This window comes from Burkholderia sp. IDO3 (assembly GCF_003366075.1).
GTDB lineage: Bacteria > Pseudomonadota > Gammaproteobacteria > Burkholderiales > Burkholderiaceae > Burkholderia > Burkholderia anthina.
Genome location: NZ_CP028963.1, coordinates 1,125,438 through 1,141,772, shown reverse-complemented (window position 1 = coordinate 1,141,772; position 16,335 = coordinate 1,125,438). Strand labels below are relative to the sequence as shown.

The window sequence follows — 16,335 nt, the reverse complement described above, 5'->3', positions numbered from 1 at the left end:
GAAAGGCCCGTCATTCGACGGGCCTTTTGTCTTTTCGGCGCCCGTCGGCCACCGCCGCGCATGCTAGAGTCTCTGTCCCGCATTCGCATCCGGTTCCGTCGATGAAGCACCGCCTCCTTTCCGCCACGCCGTTCGCCCTTCTCTTTTTCGCCCTTGCCGCCGCCCCGCTCGCGCACGCGGAGGAAGTCGGCAGCGTCAACACTCATTTCCGCGTGACGGGCTCCGATCGCGTGGTCGTCGAAGCGTACGACGATCCGCTCGTGAGCGGCGTGACCTGCTACGTGTCGCGCGCGCGCACCGGCGGCATCAAGGGCACGCTCGGCGTCGCGGAAGATCCGAGCGAAGCGTCGATCGCCTGCCGGCAGGTCGGCCCGCTCAGCTTCAAGGAGCCGCTCAAGCAGCAGACCGACGTGTTCAGCGAGCGCATGTCGTTCATCTTCAAGACGCTGCACGTCGTACGCGTGGTCGACAAGAAGCGCAACACGCTCGTCTACCTGACCTACAGCGACCGCATCGTCAGCGGCAGCCCGAAGAATGCCGTCACCGCGGTGCCGATGCCGGCCGGCACAACGATCCCGGTCAAGTAAGCCCGCGCCTGCCGGTCGCGCGAGCGATACACTGTCGATTCGACCGTTCCCGCGCCCGACCATGTCCGCCACCCGCCTTCCGGATTCCGCACGCTACTGGCGCACGCCGCTGCTGCCGGATGCGGATCTGCTCACGGCCACCTATCGCGATCATACGTTCGCGCCGCACTGGCACGACGCGTACACGATTCCTGTGATCCTCGAGGGCGCGGAGCGCTACACCTGTCGCGGCAGCGGCCATGTCGCCGAAACGGGCACCGTGCCGGTGATCAATCCCGGCGAAGTGCACACGGGCTCGCGCGCGACCGACGAGGGCTGGTGCTATCGCGTCAGCTACGTGCCGGTCGACTATATCCGCGCACTCGCGAGCGCGATCGCGGGTCGCCCGCAAGATGCGCCGTGGTTCCCGTCCGGCGTGATCCGCGACCCCGATCTCGCGGCGCGCCTCGCGCTCGCGCACCGGATGATGGAAGCCGGCAGCGAACCCATGCCGCCATCCGGCGCGCACGGGCCGGCGGCCGCCGCCGGTCCCGCTCCCGGCGCGCCGCGCGCGTACGACCCGCTCGCCGCCGAAACCGCGATGCTCGACGCGCTGTCGACCCTGATCGCGCGCCACGCCGACGCGCGGCTGCAACCGGCGGTGCTCGCGGCAGACGAGCCGCGCGTCGACGCGATGCGCGAACGGCTCGCGGCCGATCTCACGTGCACGGTGACGCTCGACGATGTCGCGCAGGCAGCCGGCCTGTCGTCGTTCCACGCAGCGCGTCTGTTCACCCGTACGACCGGGATGCCGCCGCATGCGTGGCGCAACCAGTTGCGGCTGCAGCGCGCGCTTGCGCCGTTGCGCGCGGGCGTGCCCGTCACCGATGTCGCAGCGGCAAGCGGCTTCGTCGACCAGAGCCACTTCACGCGACACTTCAAACGGATGTTCGGCGTGCCGCCCGGGCGCTGGCAGGCCCGCTGACGCACGCTTTCGCGCTTCGCCGGCACGGGAAACCGTGCCAGCACATCGCACCGCCGACATCGGCGGGCGCAAGAACATACAAGCCGTCACGGCGCCGGCCCGCTATCCTCCGACTCATGGAGAAGCGCCCCTTGAACCCCGTACCCTCGCCCCCACCCCGCCGTCCGCTGAACGAATGGCTCGACGGCGCACGCGACACGATCCCGATGATGGTCGGCGCGGCACCGTTCGGCGTGATCTTCGGCACGCTCGTCGGCGGCGGCCCGCTCGCCGCCTGGCACGGCGCGCTGATGTCGCTCGTCGTGTTCGCCGGCTCCGCGCAATTCATCGCGCTCGGCCTGATCGCCGGCAGCGCGAGCTTCGTCGTCGTGCTCGCGACGACGCTGATCGTGAACCTGCGTCACCTGCTGTACAGCGCGACGCTCGCGCCGTACGTCGCGCACCTGCCGCTGCGCTGGCGCGCAACGCTCGGCGCGCTGATGACCGACGAGGTGTTCGCGGTCGCCTATGCGCACTACCGGCACTTCCCGCCCGGTGCGATCGGCCCGTACTACTTCTTCGGCTCGGGCCTCGCGATGTACCTGAACTGGCAGGTCTGGACGCTCGCGGGCATCGGCTTCGGCGCCGCGTTCCCGGGCCTCCAGTCGCTCGGGCTCGATTTCGCGATGGCGGCGACCTTCATCGCGATCGTCGTCCCGCAACTCGGCACGCTGCGCTATTTCGCGGCCGCCGCGACGGCCGGCACGCTCGCGTACTTCTGGCAGGGCTGGCCGTACAAGCTCGGGCTGCTCGGCGCCGTGGCCGCCGGCGTCGCGGTCGGCGTCGCGCTCACGCTGCTGCACGCACGCTCGCGCACCGGTTCGCGCACGGAGGCCGCATCGTGAGCTACGCGTTGCTGATCCTCGGGATGGCCGTCATCACCTATGCGATCCGGACGACGCTGTTCCTGTTCGGCGAGCGGCTGACCTTTCCGCCGCTCGTGCGGACCGCGCTCGGCTTCGTGCCCGTCACCGTGCTGACCGCGATCATCGTGCCGATGGTCGTCTCGCCGCACGGCGGCACGGCCGAACTGACCTGGCGCAATCCGCAGCTCGTCGGCGCGCTCGCCGCCGTGCTCGTATCGGCAACGACGCGCCGGCCGCTCCTGACGATCGCGGTCGGGCTCGCGGTGTTCTTCTTCTGGCAAGGGATCGTGATGCCGCACTGGCTGCCGGCGTAAGCGCGCTTCGCCGGTCGCGCTCAAGTTTGCGTGCGGCGCGCCGATATAGGGAATGAAGACCCGCCATCGGCCTCGGCGCGAACCGGTCCGTCGACGCTGCGCCCGTCCTGGTGCGTGATGCCGGCGACCTGCCCGCGCGGGCCGCCATCGAGACGATTCATGGGCCAGATCACCCTTTCCATCAAGGACGACACCCTTGCGTCACTGCGCAAGGACTACGATGCGTTCGTGCGCGTATCGCTGAAGCTCGACCCGCAGTTCGCGACGCCGTCGTTCGAGGATTTCCTGCGCGCCAAGCTGCTCGACAACATGGTGCCGCTGACCGAGCACGCGGTACAGCGGATGCTCGAGGGCGGCCAGTACGCGTGGGCAAAGCGCACCCTCGACAAGGAGTTCCCGGACGTCGTCGCGATCCTGATGCGGCAGGCCGGCGAATTCGGCTTCGGTTTCGCGTCGCGCTCCGAATGGACGCCGGACGAGCTCGCGAAGGCCTGCCGCGACTGGGCCAAGGCGATCGTCGCCGAGGCGCAGAGCGACGCATCGCTCGTCGACCCGCTCGCCGCACAGATCAAGAGCGCGGTGCACGACATCCAGACACTCGAGGAGATGATGCAGACGCCCGCGTGGCGGCTCGCGGAGTCGCTGCGGCAGCGCATCTACGAGGCGAAGCTCGCGTGCGAGATGAGCGTCGGCAGCGCGGCGCGCGACAAGCTCGGCGAACTGCGCGGGCTGCTGCGGCTCGGCCTCTCGCACGGCTCGTTCCAGAAACAGGAAGCGCAGCAGATCATGGAGTACATGCGGCTCCTGAAGCCCGAGATCTTCGTCGACGAGCCATATGACGTCTTCGCGCGGCTTGCCGGATGGTTGCGCAGCGTGTTTGCGCCGGCCGCCGCCGCGCGGCGTGCGCCCGGCCCGGGGCCGGACCAGCGCCGGCCATAACGGCCCGCGCCGGCGCATGAAAAACGGCCCGGGCCGCGCAATGCGAACCGGGCCGCCGGATCACCGCCGTCGCGATGCGCCGTCCGGGGCGAGCATCGCGCGGCGACGGGGCACCGCTTACTGCGTGGCGCCCTGGGCCGATGCACCGCCCTGCACGTCTGCCGCCGCACCGCCTTCGGCCGCTGCGTCACCCACCTTCGACTTGGCCGTACCGGCATGGTGCTTGGCCGACTTCGCCGCATGCTTCGCGTGCTTCTTGGCCGAGTGAACCGACGACGCAGCCGTATCCTTCGCGCCGTCGGCTGCCGTGCCGAGCGCGTCGGTCGCGCCGCCCGACGCATTGCCCGATGCGTTCGCGCCGGCACCGCCTTGCACGCCTGCCCCGACACCCGCGGCCGGCGCCTGTGCCTGCACGCCGGCTCCCGCGCTGCCCTGGGTCGCGACGCCCGTCTGCGCGAATGCGGCCGAAGTGGCGAACGCCGTCAGCGCGGCACCGATCAGCATCGTACGAATCTTGGACATGACAATCCTCCTCAAGAAGTTGTTGGCGCGGATCGCATCGATGCGATCCGTCGCGTCCCCTGCCGCAACATGCAGCAGGTACGACGAAAGACCCGCGGGCCGCACGGCCGGTTCTCGAATCTCTCAGACTGTTACCCACCGTTTCATTTGCTGACGAATGGCTCACAGTCCTTAACAACTGCGGGCCGCGGCCGTCCGCGCTCGCGTGCCGGCCCCCGGTGCCGTATGATGCGAGGCGACTCCTCCCGCGCATTGCGCACCCCTTTCGTCATGCCCAACCTGGATTTCACGCTGACCGGCGAATACGTCGAGCTGCACAACCTCCTCAAGATCACCGGCCTCGCGGACAGCGGCGGCACCGCGAAGATGTTCGTCGCGTCCGGCGCGGTGAAAGTCGACGGCGCGGTCGAGCTGCGCAAGACCTGCAAGATCCGCGCGGGTCAGGTCGTGCTGTTCGGCGACACGCGGATCGCGGTCCACGACGCATAGCGGTTCCCCCTGACCTCGACATGGCCATCGGCGCGCGTTCGACACGGTTTCAATAAAGCCGTAAGCTAGCCGTCTCTCAAAATAAATACAGGCAGCGCGGGCCCGCACCTGCGCGAGCGCCCATTCCATGTCGCATTCCGGTCTTACGCGGACGGCCGCCGCGCCGCCGTCCCTGTCCAGTCATGCCGCCGATACCGCGCGCCTCGCCGCCCCGCTTGCGATCGCGCAACTCTCGCAGATGGCGATGAGCGTCACCGACACGGTGCTGCTCGGCTCGCTCGGCCCCGATTCGCTCGCGGCCGGCGGCCTCGGCGCAAACTTCTTCTTTGTCATCGTGACCGTGCTGCAGGGCGTGCTGTCGTCGGTGAGCGTGAGCGTCGCGCATGCGCGCGGCGCGCAGGCCGAACACCGGGTGCCGCACATCTACTGGACCGGCTTCGTACTGTCCGTGCTGCTCGCGATTCCGGCGATCGTCGCGCTGTCGCTGTCCGAACCGATCCTGCTGATGTTCCACGAGCCGCCGCTGCTCGCGCATCACGTCGGCGAGTACACCGGCATCCTGCGTTTCGCGGCGCTCGGCAGCCTCATCGGCGTCGGGCTGATGCGCGCGTTCCTGCCCGCGATCGGCGCCGCGCGGCGGCTGCTGTGGGTGTCGATCGGCGGCGTCGGCATCAACGGCGTGCTGAACTACGGACTGATCCACGGCGCCTTCGGGTTGCCGCGGCTGGGCTTCCTCGGTTCGGCGGTCGCGACGACGATCACGATCTGGCTCACGGCGCTCGCGCTGATCTGGCTGCTGCACGGCCGCCAGCGGTTCCGCCATTTCGTGACCGCCGCGCGCCCGAAGCTGCCGGTGATGGGCGAGCTGATCGGCATCGGCTGGCCGGTGGCGATCACGTACGGGGTCGAATCGACGCTCTTTCTCGCGACGGGCCTGACCATCGGCGTGCTCGGCGCGACCTCGCTTGCCGCGCACCAGATCGCGCTGAACGTCGCGTCGGTGGCGTTCATGGTGCCGCTCGCGATCGGCCAGGCCGCCAACGTGCGGGTCGGCTACTGGGTCGGCGCCGGTGCGCCGGTCGCCGCGCGGCACGCGGGCTTCGTCGCGCTCGGCCTCGGCGTCGCGTTCATGTCGCTGTCCGGTCTCGTGCTGATCGTCGCACCGCATGCGATCGTCGGCCTGTACCTGCACCTCGACGATCCGTCGAACGTCGGCACGGTGTCGCTCGCCGCGTCGCTGCTCGGCATCGCCGCGGTGTTCCAGATCGTCGACGGCATGCAGACCGTCGCATCCGGCGCGTTGCGCGGGTTGAAGGACACGCGCATCCCGATGCTCGCGGCGACTTTCGGCTACTGGGGAATCGGCTTCCCGACCGGCTACTGGCTGGCATTCCACGCGGGCCTCGGGGCCCGCGGCCTGTGGTGGGGGCTCGCGGCCGGCCTCGCGAGCGTCGCCGTGCTGATGGCATGGCGCTTCCATCTGAAAAGCGCGTCGCTCATCGCGGCGACGCGCTGAGCGCGACACGACGCGAAATCGCCGCCAGCGCTATGCTTGTCGGTTGAAGATCCAGAACGCCGCCGTCCAGGCGGCGCGACTGCCCCACGATACGCCAGACGCCGCGCGACGCGCGGCCTTTCCCTTTTCCAGGAGGAGTGCATCATGAACGAAGCAGTTCGGATGGAACGCGACACGTTCGGCGAGATCGCCGTGCCGGCCGACCGGCTCTGGGGCGCGCAGACCGAGCGCTCGCTGCAGAATTTCCGGATCTCGACGGAGAAGCAGTCGCCCGAGCTGATCCACGCGCTCGCGATCGTCAAGCGCGCGGCAGCCGCGGTGAACCAGTCGCTCGGCGTGCTCGCCGACGACAAGGCGCGCGCGATCATCGACACGGCCGACGAAATCATCGCGGGCAAGCATCCGCGCGAATTCCCGCTCGCCGTATGGCAGACGGGCTCCGGCACGCAGACCAACATGAACCTCAACGAGGTGATCGCGAACCGCGCGAGCGAGCTGATGGGCGGCGAGCGCGGCGAAGCGCGCAAGGTGCACCCGAACGACGACGTGAACCGCGGCCAGTCGTCGAACGACGTGTTCCCGACCGCGATGCACATCGCCGCCGCGTACGCGATCGTCAATCACCTGCTGCCCGCGCTGCGCACGCTGCGCGCGACGCTCGATGCGAAGTCGAAGGCATTCGCCGACATCGTGAAGATCGGCCGCACGCACCTGCAGGACGCGACGCCGCTCACGCTCGGCCAGGAATTCTCCGGCTACGTCGCGCAACTCGACCAGGGCATCCGGCACCTCGAATCGACGCTGCCGCACCTGTACGAACTCGCGCTGGGCGGCACCGCGGTCGGCACCGGGCTGAACGCGCATCCGGAATTCGCGGTGCGCGTCGCCGACGAGATCGGCCGGCTGACCAAGCTGCCGTTCGTGACGGCGCCGAGCAAGTTCGAGGTGATGGCGGCCGCCGACGCGCTGGTGTTCGCGCACGGCGCGCTGAAGACCGTCGCGGCCAGCCTGATGAAGATCGCGAACGACGTCCGCTGGCTCGCGAGCGGGCCGCGCTGCGGGCTTGGCGAACTGTCGATTCCGGAAAACGAGCCGGGCAGCTCGATCATGCCGGGCAAGGTGAATCCGACGCAGTCGGAAGCCGTGACGATGCTGTGCTGCCAGGTGTTCGGCAACGACGTCGCGGTCAACGTCGGCGGCGCAAGCGGCAATTTCGAGCTGAACGTGTTCCGGCCGATGATCGCGCACAACGTGCTGCAATCGGTGCGGCTGCTCGCCGACGGCGCGCAGAGCTTCAACGACCACTGCGCGGTAGGCATCGAGCCGAACCGCGCGCGCATCGACCTGCTGCTGAACGAATCGCTGATGCTGGTGACGGCGCTCAACCCGCACATCGGCTACGACAAGGCCGCGCAGATCGCGAAGAAGGCGCACAAGGAAGGCACGACGCTGAAGGCCGCCGCGCTCGCGCTCGGTTACCTGACCGAAGCGGAATTCGATGCGTGGGTGCGGCCCGAGCAGATGATCGGATCGCGGTAATCACGCGATGACGGGCGCGGCGCGAACGCGCGGCGCCCGTGGGTGTCAGACCGTGCCCTTCGCCACTTCCTCGGGCTTCATCTCGACGATCTTGTCGAGCGCGGCACGCACGTCGGCCGCATATTTCGCGAGCACTTTCTGCTCGTCGGTCTCGGGCACGAACGGCGGCACCGGCACCGGGTTGCCGTTCTCGTCGACCGCGACGAACACGACGAGGCAATCGGTCGTCTGACGCAGCACGCCGCCCTTCGGATCGCCGGCATGCACGGACACGTGGATGTGCATGCTGGTGCGGCCCGTCGCAACGACGCGCGCCTTCAGTTCGACGAGGTTGCCGACGAGGATCGGACGCTGGAAGCGGATGTTGCCGACGCTGACCGTCACGCAGTAGCGGCTCGACCAGACCGCCGCGCATGCATACGCGACCTCGTCGATCCACTTCATCAGCGCGCCGCCATGCACCTTGCCGCCGAAATTCACGGACGACGGCTCGGCAAGGAAGCGGAATACGGTTTCGGTGCGGTCGAGGGCGGCCGGTACGGGGGACGGTCGGGACATCTTGTGGGCTCCAGGCGGCGGGGGCGCTGCAATCGGCGCATTATACGTTGCACTGCGGCAACGCGTCGCAATACGCGCCGCGCGGCGGGCGCCGCACGCACAACCGCGCGCTGACGTGGAATGCTCGCCGGAAACCGGTGCGCGTCAGCGGCGCACCGTGATTCCCTGATCGATCGTCCCGTACATCTCGAGGCTGCCGCCCCGCTCGCCGGCGGCACCCGCGCCGCCCTGCGCACAGGCCGCGCAGACCAGCGCGGCCGCCAACAGGCAGAAAATCGTCTTCATCATTGCATCGCGTCGCATCCGGCGGCCCACTGCCGCCGCGTCCGGCCATTCTACGCGTGCACGGCCGGCGGCCGCAGTCCGGCCCGCCGCGACGCTGCAGCACCGCCCCACTGCATCCGACATTTCACCCGAACGCGAAACATCGAATGCGCTCAGCACCTACACTGCAGTCATCCCGCCAGACGAGACACGACGATGACCGACCAAGACGACCACCACTTTCCGGGCCTGAGCCGCATCGGCGCGCTGATCGCGGATCCGGGGCGCGCCGCGATGCTGTGGGTGCTGATGGACGGCAGCGCACGGCCGGCCGGGGAATTGACGATGATCGCGGGGCTGTCACCGTCCGCCGCGAGTGCGCACCTCGCCCGCCTGACCGAAGGCGGCCTGCTCGCGCTCGACGTGCGCGGCCGGCACCGCTACTACCGGCTCGCGTCGGCCGACATCGCGGCGTCGCTCGAAGCGCTCGCGAACGTCGCCCGCGCGGCAGCCCCGCATCGCCCGGTGCCGCCGCCATCGCGCACGGTGCCGGCAGAGTTGCGCTATGCGCGCACCTGCTACGACCACATGGCCGGCGAACTTGCGGTCCGGATCTTCGACGGGCTCACCGCGCGCGGCTGGCTGCAGGCAAACGGCGACGAGATCGAAACCACCGAGCTCGGCACCCAGGCGCTCGCGCGCTGGGGCATCGACGTCGACCAGCAACGCGCGCGCCGGCGCCGCTTCGCATGCGGCTGTCTCGACTGGAGCGAGCGCCGCGCACATCTGGGCGGCGCACTCGGTGCGGCGCTGCTCGACAGCTTCTGCGCGCACGGCTGGATCGAGCGCACCGCGCGACCGCGCGTGCTGCGCGTCACCGTGCCCGGCCAGCAGATTTTCGACGGGTGGCTTACGTCCGTTTGACACGCGCCTTGCGCCGCGCGACAGCGGCGCGCGATGGACAGGTTTTGTTACATCGCGAGCCATTCGCCTTACAAAACACCGAGCATTGAAACAGGCCGAGCGGATATTGTGAACTGGACGGCACGAATCGACGCGCCGCGCCTACGACAAGACGCTCAACATGGCCTCCCTGTTCAAGCTGAAGCGAACCGCCCGCTGCACCCTGCTCGCGTGCGTCGCGCTGGCTACCGTGCCCCCCGTATTCGCACAATCGACCGCAGCGGCGCCGTATGCGGCCGCTCCCCGGCAATCGGGCGGCGACCCGCCCGGGCGCGTCGCCCGGCTCAACTACCTGTCGGGCGCGGTGACGACGGAGCCTGCAGGCACCGACACGTGGTCGTACGCCGCCGTGAACCGGCCGCTGACCACCGGCGATCAATTGTGGAACGACGCCGACGCACGCTCGGAGCTGCACATCGGCTCGACGGCCGTGCGGCTCGGCGCATCGACGAGCCTGTCCGTGCTGAACCTGGACGACACGACGACCCAGCTCAAGGTCGGCCTCGGCACGGTATCGACACACGTGCGCGAGCTGCCGCCTGGTGGCTCGTATGAAATCGACACGCCCAACCTCGCACTCGGCATCGGCGGCCCCGGCGACTATCGCGTCGACGTCGCGCCGAACGGCACGAGCACGACGGTGACCGTACGCAGCGGCACGGCGACCGTCTACGGCAGCAACGGGCAGTATCCGCTGTCGACCGGGCAGCAGGTCGTGTTCACCGGCACCGACCTGCAGGTCGCGCAGCAGTCGGCGGCGCCCGGCCCCGATGCGCTCGACCAGTGGGCCGCCAGCCGCGACGCGGCCGAGGAGCGCTCGGTGTCGGCCCGCTACGTGTCGCGCGACATCCCCGGTTATCAGGATCTCGACGCGAACGGCACATGGCGGGAAACCCCGAATTACGGCGCGGTCTGGGTGCCGAACGATACACCAGCCGACTGGGCGCCCTATCACGACGGGCACTGGATCTGGCAGGCGCCGTGGGGCTGGACGTGGATCGACGACGCCCCGTGGGGCTTCGCGCCATATCACTACGGCCGCTGGGCCTATGTCGACGACAGTTGGGCGTGGGTGCCCGGCGCGATGGCCGTCAGCCAGCGGCCCGTCTACGCCCCGGCACTCGTCGCGTTCGTGGGCGGTGGTGGTGGCCCCGACTGGCGCGTCGCGCTGACGGTCGGCGGCGTCGCCGCGGCCGGCTGCGCATGGTTCGCGCTCGGCCCGGGCGAAGCGTGGCATCCGGGCTGGGGCGGCTGGAGTCCGCATTACTACGATCGCGTGAACCGGAACATCGTGGTGAACAACGTCACGGTGAACAAGACCGTCAACGTGACGAACATCACCAACATCAACAAGACGTACGTGAACTTCCGCGCGCCGCATGCGATCACGGCCGTGCCGGCGTCGGCGTTCGTGCACGGCCAGCCTGTCGCGCACTTCTCGCAGCACGTCGATCCGCGGCAATGGCGCAATGCACACGTGATGCCCGGTACGCCCGGCATCGCGCCGGTGCGCCAGAGCTTTACCGGAGCACTGCGCACCGCCAGCTACCGTCCGCCGGCGGCAATCGGACAGCACCCGTTCGTCGCGACCCGGAATCCGGCCGTCCCGGCCGCCTATCGCGACCAGGCCGCCGCGCATCTCGCCCGGCAAGGCGAGCACGTGCCGGGCGCGGGTGCGCCGGTCGTGAAGACGACCGTACCGTCCGACTATACGGCGCGCCAAGTCCACGTGCCGGGCGATCCGAAAGGCGGCGCATGGGCGATGCGCAACGTGCAGCTCGTGAATCCGCACGGCCCCGTCGTGCAGCCGGCTCACGCGCCGCGCGAAGGCCAGCCGGCCCAGATCCAGGCTCAGGCACCGGCCGCGCGGCCGGGTATGCCGATGCAGGTCATGGCGAACGTTGCGCGGCCCGAGAACGGTGCGGCACCCGATGCAGCGCGCTTTGCCAACGGCGGCACACCGCAGCCGCCGGGCCGCGAGACCCCGCATCCGGCATTCGCGCCCGGCAACACCGTTCCGCATCCGCCGACGGCCGGCAACGGTCCGGACGAACGCGGCACCCCGCATGCGGCCGCCACGCCGGCGCCCGCCTGGATGCAACCGCATACGCCCATGGAGCGTCAGCGCCCGACGCCGCCGACCGCACTGCACGCGGCGGGACAGAACGCGCTGCCGCCCGTGCGCAGCGCGGCGCCGGTGCCGCATCCGGAAAACACACCGGGCACCCAATCCGGCATGCGCCAGGAGATGCCGCGCGCGTTGCCGCAACCGCGACTCGACACGACCGCGCAAATTCCGCAACCGCGGCCGCGCCCCGATTTCGCGGCGCCGGCCCAGCATTCGCAACCGCGACCGGAGCGGGCAGTTCCCACACCGCAACCACGCCCCGAATTCGCGCAACCGGCACCGCGTCACGAAGTCGCGCCGCCGCGCGTGAACGAGTACCGCCCGCCTGCGCCCGCCGTGCATCCCGTGCCGCGACCGCAGCCGCCGGCACCGCGCATGGAACCTCGGCCATCGATGCCCGCGCCGCACATGGAACCGCGGCCGCAGCCGGCACCGCACGTCGAAGCGCCGCGCCACGGCAATCCGCCGGCCGGCGGTCACGAGGAACACCGCCGTCCGTAACCGTCGTCCGATAAAACGCAAAGGCCCGGCTGGCTGATGCCGGTCGGGCCTTCATCGTGCTGCCGGGCGGGAATCGCGTGTTCCGCGCCGGCGGTTGTCAGACCGCCATCGGCGCGGTCAGCGGCTCATGGTGCCGATAGCCGACGAGCGAGAAATCGGACGGCTCGATCTGCTCGAGCCATTCAGGCGCATACACGCCCGTCTTCGCGTACTCCGGCACGCGCTCGGCGATCTCGAGCCGCGGGCTTTCGTACGGCTCGCGCGTGAGCTGCCGCTGCAGCATGTCGAGCTGATTCTCGTAGATGTGCGCGTCGCCGATGAAATACGTGAACCAGCGCGGCGTATAGCCCGTCAGCCGGCCGACCAGCGCCAGCAGGGCGGCCCCTTCGGTCAGGTTGAACGGCGTGCCGAGCCCGACGTCGTTGCTGCGGATGTACAGGCACAGCGAAATCTCGCGCTTCGTGACGTTCGGCAGGAACTGGTACAGCAGATGGCATGCGGGCAGCGCGATCTGATCGAGCACCGCCGGATTCCATGCATGAAACAGAATGCGGCGATCGGACGGGTTTTCCATGATCGTGTCGAGACACTGGCGCAACTGGTCGATCGCCTTGTACAACAACACCTTCGGCGCACCGTCCTCGTCGAAACGCGTGACGATCCGGAAACCGCGACGCGTCGCGTCGGCGATCTGCGCGTCCGCGCCTGCATCGAGCACCTTGTAGCCCGGCCACTGGCGCCATTGCACGCCGTACACGTCGCCCAGATCGTCGACGCCCTGGCGATACGGGTTCACGAGCCACTGCGCATTGTCGTTCGCGTTCGCGTCCCACACCTTGCAGCCGAGCGCGCGGAAATCGGCCGCGCTGCGCGATGCGCGCAGGAAACCGACCAGTTCGCCGACCGCGGACTTGAACGCGAGCTTCTTGGTCGTGACGGCCGGGAAACCTTGCTGAAGATCGAAACGCAGCATCGCACCGGGCATGCTGATGGTGCGGATACCCGTGCGGTTCTCCTGCCAGGTGCCGGTATCGAGGATGGTGCGAACGAGATCGAGGTACTGTTTCATGCGGGTTCCTTCGGCCGCGAGGGCGGCCGTACCCGCCAATTTTAGCAAGCGTGCCGCGGAACCTCCGGCAACGGTGCCGAAAACCCTGCCAGCGTGTCGCCGCGATCGCGCATTCCGTGCGCGCACATCAGCCGGTAGAGCGTGACGCGCGACACGCCGAGTTCGCGTGCGGCATCGGCAAAACGACCGCGATGCCGCAACAGCGCCTGCTCGATCGCCTGCCGTTCGGCCGCCTCCCGCGCCTCCGTCAGCGACACGGGCGCGAGCATCGCGAACTCGTTCAGCTCGAGATCGGCCGCGGTAATCATCCGGCCCTCGGACATCACGATTGCCCGGCGCACGCGGTTGATCAGTTCGCGCACGTTGCCCGGCCACGGATAGCCGTACAGCGCGGCGATCGCATCCGGCGAGAAACCGCGCAGGCGGCGATGCGCATCGCCCTTGAAACGCTCGAGCATGTGGCGCGCCAGCACCTCGATATCCTTGCCGCGCGCGCGCAGCGGCGGCTCCTCGATCTTCAGCACGCACAGGCGATGGAACAGGTCCTCGCGAAAACGCCCTTCGCGCAGCGCGGCCTCCATGTCCACGTGGGTCGCGCAGATCACGCGCACGTCGACCGGCACCGATACGTGCGCGCCGAGCCGCTCGATCTTGCCTTCCTGCAGGAAGCGCAGCAGGCTCGCCTGGCTTTCGAGCGGCAGGTCGCCGATCTCGTCGAGAAACAGCGTGCCGCCATTGGCGGCTTCGACGCGGCCGATCTTGCGCTGATTCGCCCCCGTAAACGCACCGCGCTCATAGCCGAACAGTTCGGCCTGCAGCAGCGTCGACGGGATGGCACCGCAATTGATCGCGACGAACGGCGCGTGCGCGCGCGACGAGCGCTCGTGAATCGCGACGGCCGTCAGTTCCTTGCCCGTGCCCGATTCACCGGAAATAAATACCGGTGCATCGGTCGTCGCGACGCGCCGGATCGTCTTGAACAGCCCGAGCATCGCATCGCAGGTGCCGACCATCTCGCCTTCGGCACGCCCGGCGCCGACCGGCGACGCCACGGGATCCGTCAGGGCGACCATCCCGTGCGCATGGCCGACCGTCTCGACGATGCGCGCGGTTTCGTACGGCATCGTCACGTAGTCGAAGCAGTAGTCACGAATCAGGTGCCGCAGCGTGGCATCCTGCAATTGGCCGCGCCGCGTCGCAGCGATCCAGCCGATGTGCTGAATGCTCAGGCACGCTTCGAGTTCGCGCAGATCCGCGGGCCTGAAACCCGGCGAAAAATCGAGCAGGCCGGCAGATGCGACGCCGTGCTGCACGACGCGCCGCACGTCGCGTGCGGTCTCCGCAAGATCGACACGCCATCCGCATTCGTCGAAATGTCCGCGCAACGCGTCGTTCGGTTCGCGCGAAAAATAGATCACATGCCGCTGCTCGGCTCCCATATGCACACCCCGTTCATCAACCGTCTAACGATTGTCGCGCACGCGAAATCACGTGCGAAAAGGATCAAATCGGGTCAGCCGAAGCGGCTCGATTCGCCATGTTCATACGCGGCAACGACATGCCTCGGATGACGGCGCTTGTTTCGCGTCCAGTTATTTTTTTGATCAAGACAGCTTAGTTATAGGCGCCGAATACGACAAACCAATTGCAGCGCACATGGGCGAGCGGCCGAATCGCTCAGCTGTCGATATAAGTCAATCATCTGCACATAGCACGTGGGCAGTGACATCTTTCCGTATCGACACACGCGCCGATTTTCATCCTTGAAGCGTGGCGATTGAATCCGCAGTATTCCCGAGCCCCTTCGTTTCATGCCTGAAACATTTTTCAGCGTTTTCGACCATGATTCGCAACGCTCACGCACGAGTCGCAGATGCGACAACGCTCCTCGCGCGATGGCATGCATTTCGCTGAATGGGTAACAGATCGGAGAGCCCGACCATGCGAAAAGCCCTTTTTCTCTCTTTCATGCCCGCCGCGATTGCGCTCGCGGCGGGCGGCCCGTTCATGCCGGCATACGCGGGCGAAAGCGTGACGCCTGATCGCGCGACGCTGCTTGCCGAAAGCACGCTGAACGCACGGCAGGACGACGAATTCGACATCATGTTCGTCGCGGCGCCGCAACCGCTTTCCTCCGACAAGTCCTCGGTGACACTGTGGGATGAAATCGTACCGCCTGCCCGGCTGCCGATGCCGATTCCCGCACCACGCCCCGGCGACATGCGGCACGCGATGGCAGGAGGCTCAGGAAGCGCAGGAAGCCAGTTGCATCAATGACGCGCACGCGATTTCGCATACCCGATATTCAATGAGGATTGCATATCGATTGAGTTCGTGATGAACGCATGCCGAATCGCGTCCCGCATCGCCGACGCAACCACGCGCACCTTTTTCGTGCCCGTCCCCCGGCGGGCACTCTTTTTGTTCGGGATATCGCCGTCGCGGATGACCGAAAGCGAACACCGCTGCCCTCCCGCGCCGAATCCGGCGCAGGTCGTCGTTCCGGTAGAATCGGCGCAGTTCCGATTCCCCTTTCCCGACTCTCATGACGACGTTGACCCTGATCGTCGCGCGTGCCCGCAACGGCATCATCGGCCGCGACAACCAGTTGCCCTGGAAACTTCCCGAAGACCTCGCGTTCTTCAAGCGTACGACGATGGGTGCGCCGATCGTGATGGGCCGCAAAACCCATGAGTCGATCGGCCGACCGCTGCCGGGCCGCCGCAACATCGTCGTCACACGCGACGCCGCGCGCCGCTTCGATGGCTGCGACACCGTCACGTCCCTCGCCGACGCGCTCGCGCTCGCCGCGCGTGATGGCGTGCCCGAAGCATTCCTGATCGGCGGGGCTCAGCTCTATACGGAAGGCCTCGCGCTCGCGGACAAGCTGGTCGTCACCGAGATCGATGCGGATTTCGACGGCGACGCGTCGTTCCCGGCGCCCGATCCCGCGCACTGGCACGAAGTGTCGCGCGACCCGCACCAGGCTGCCGCGCCGAACATGTTCGGCTATGCGTTCGTCGTCTACGCGCGCAAGCACGGCTGACGCGCAAAGCGACGCAACGCACAATGAAAAA

General features: G+C 68.3%; 18 protein-coding genes. 12 read left to right on the top strand and 6 right to left on the bottom strand.

Features of this window, described 5'->3' with window-relative positions; translation table 11 throughout:
• Positions 1-101: 101 nt before the first annotated feature.
• The 4 genes from DCN14_RS19855 (at position 102) to DCN14_RS19840 (ending at position 2,770) form a co-directional block, all read left to right on the top strand.
• Positions 102-587, top strand: a complete 486-nt coding sequence (locus DCN14_RS19855) for a CreA family protein (protein ID WP_096507550.1) — start codon at positions 102-104, stop codon at positions 585-587.
• Between the two features lie 61 nt (positions 588-648).
• Positions 649-1,551, top strand: a complete 903-nt coding sequence (locus DCN14_RS19850) for an AraC family transcriptional regulator (RefSeq protein WP_096507551.1) — start codon at positions 649-651, stop codon at positions 1,549-1,551.
• A gap of 116 nt (positions 1,552-1,667) precedes the next feature.
• The gene (locus DCN14_RS19845) at positions 1,668-2,435 is read left to right on the top strand and encodes an AzlC family ABC transporter permease (protein WP_096507552.1); all 768 of its coding nucleotides are present in this window, start codon (positions 1,668-1,670) and stop codon (positions 2,433-2,435) included.
• Positions 2,432-2,770 (top strand): AzlD domain-containing protein, encoded by a 339-nt coding sequence (locus DCN14_RS19840; RefSeq protein ID WP_096507553.1) that lies wholly within the window; start codon positions 2,432-2,434, stop codon positions 2,768-2,770. Before DCN14_RS19845 ends, DCN14_RS19840 begins: the two co-directional genes overlap by 4 nt.
• Positions 2,771-2,790: 20 nt before the next feature.
• Here DCN14_RS19840 and DCN14_RS38060 read toward each other — a convergent pair whose 3' ends face one another.
• Positions 2,791-2,931, bottom strand: a complete 141-nt coding sequence (locus DCN14_RS38060) for a hypothetical protein (RefSeq protein WP_162826227.1) — start codon at positions 2,929-2,931, stop codon at positions 2,791-2,793.
• Between DCN14_RS38060 and DCN14_RS19835 the strand changes: the two genes are divergently transcribed.
• Complete coding sequence (locus DCN14_RS19835) at positions 2,930-3,709, top strand: DUF4088 family protein (protein ID WP_096507554.1); 780 nt, start codon at positions 2,930-2,932, stop codon at positions 3,707-3,709. The two genes, DCN14_RS38060 and DCN14_RS19835, sit on opposite strands and share 2 nt — an antisense overlap.
• A 117-nt stretch (positions 3,710-3,826) precedes the next feature.
• On the opposite strand, the gene DCN14_RS19830 is transcribed toward DCN14_RS19835, so the two are convergent.
• Positions 3,827-4,231 (bottom strand): hypothetical protein, encoded by a 405-nt coding sequence (locus DCN14_RS19830; protein WP_096507555.1) that lies wholly within the window; start codon positions 4,229-4,231, stop codon positions 3,827-3,829.
• Between the two features lie 270 nt (positions 4,232-4,501).
• Here DCN14_RS19830 and DCN14_RS19825 point away from each other — a divergent pair, with 270 nt between their 5' ends.
• The 3 genes from DCN14_RS19825 to fumC all read left to right on the top strand — a co-directional run bounded on the left by DCN14_RS19825 (position 4,502) and on the right by fumC (position 7,775).
• On the top strand, positions 4,502-4,720 hold the full coding sequence (locus DCN14_RS19825; RefSeq protein ID WP_014897685.1) for an RNA-binding S4 domain-containing protein: 219 nt from the start codon (positions 4,502-4,504) through the stop codon (positions 4,718-4,720).
• A gap of 127 nt (positions 4,721-4,847) precedes the next feature.
• Entirely contained in the window at positions 4,848-6,236 is a 1,389-nt protein-coding gene (norM, locus tag DCN14_RS19820; RefSeq protein WP_096507556.1) for a multidrug efflux MATE transporter NorM, read from the top strand.
• Between the two features lie 144 nt (positions 6,237-6,380).
• Positions 6,381-7,775, top strand: coding sequence for a class II fumarate hydratase (gene fumC / locus DCN14_RS19815; RefSeq protein ID WP_096507557.1), 1,395 nt, complete (start codon positions 6,381-6,383; stop codon positions 7,773-7,775).
• Positions 7,776-7,820: 45 nt separating this feature from the next.
• On the opposite strand, the gene DCN14_RS19810 is transcribed toward fumC, so the two are convergent.
• Positions 7,821-8,333: an acyl-CoA thioesterase gene (locus DCN14_RS19810; protein WP_096507558.1), complete on the bottom strand. Its 513-nt coding sequence runs from the start codon at positions 8,331-8,333 to the stop codon at positions 7,821-7,823.
• Positions 8,334-8,477: 144 nt separating this feature from the next.
• The gene (locus tag DCN14_RS38055; protein WP_162826210.1) at positions 8,478-8,621 is read right to left on the bottom strand and encodes a hypothetical protein; all 144 of its coding nucleotides are present in this window, start codon (positions 8,619-8,621) and stop codon (positions 8,478-8,480) included.
• A 192-nt stretch (positions 8,622-8,813) separates the two neighbouring features.
• Here DCN14_RS38055 and DCN14_RS19800 point away from each other — a divergent pair, with 192 nt between their 5' ends.
• Positions 8,814-9,521 (top strand): helix-turn-helix transcriptional regulator, encoded by a 708-nt coding sequence (locus tag DCN14_RS19800; protein ID WP_096507559.1) that lies wholly within the window; start codon positions 8,814-8,816, stop codon positions 9,519-9,521.
• Positions 9,522-9,681: 160 nt separating this feature from the next.
• Positions 9,682-12,189 (top strand): DUF6600 domain-containing protein, encoded by a 2,508-nt coding sequence (locus tag DCN14_RS19795; RefSeq protein ID WP_096507560.1) that lies wholly within the window; start codon positions 9,682-9,684, stop codon positions 12,187-12,189.
• Between the two features lie 97 nt (positions 12,190-12,286).
• On the opposite strand, the gene DCN14_RS19790 is transcribed toward DCN14_RS19795, so the two are convergent.
• Positions 12,287-13,258, bottom strand: coding sequence for a thymidylate synthase (locus DCN14_RS19790; RefSeq protein WP_096507561.1), 972 nt, complete (start codon positions 13,256-13,258; stop codon positions 12,287-12,289).
• A gap of 41 nt (positions 13,259-13,299) precedes the next feature.
• Positions 13,300-14,697: a sigma-54 dependent transcriptional regulator gene (locus tag DCN14_RS19785; protein WP_096507562.1), complete on the bottom strand. Its 1,398-nt coding sequence runs from the start codon at positions 14,695-14,697 to the stop codon at positions 13,300-13,302.
• Positions 14,698-15,172: 475 nt separating this feature from the next.
• On the opposite strand from DCN14_RS19785, the gene DCN14_RS19780 reads away from it, so the two are divergent.
• A complete protein-coding gene (locus tag DCN14_RS19780) occupies positions 15,173-15,535 on the top strand; it encodes a hypothetical protein (RefSeq protein ID WP_346265277.1) in 363 nt (120 codons plus the stop codon).
• Between the two features lie 268 nt (positions 15,536-15,803).
• Positions 15,804-16,304, top strand: coding sequence for a dihydrofolate reductase (locus tag DCN14_RS19775; RefSeq protein ID WP_096507564.1), 501 nt, complete (start codon positions 15,804-15,806; stop codon positions 16,302-16,304).
• Positions 16,305-16,335: the final 31 nt, after the last annotated feature.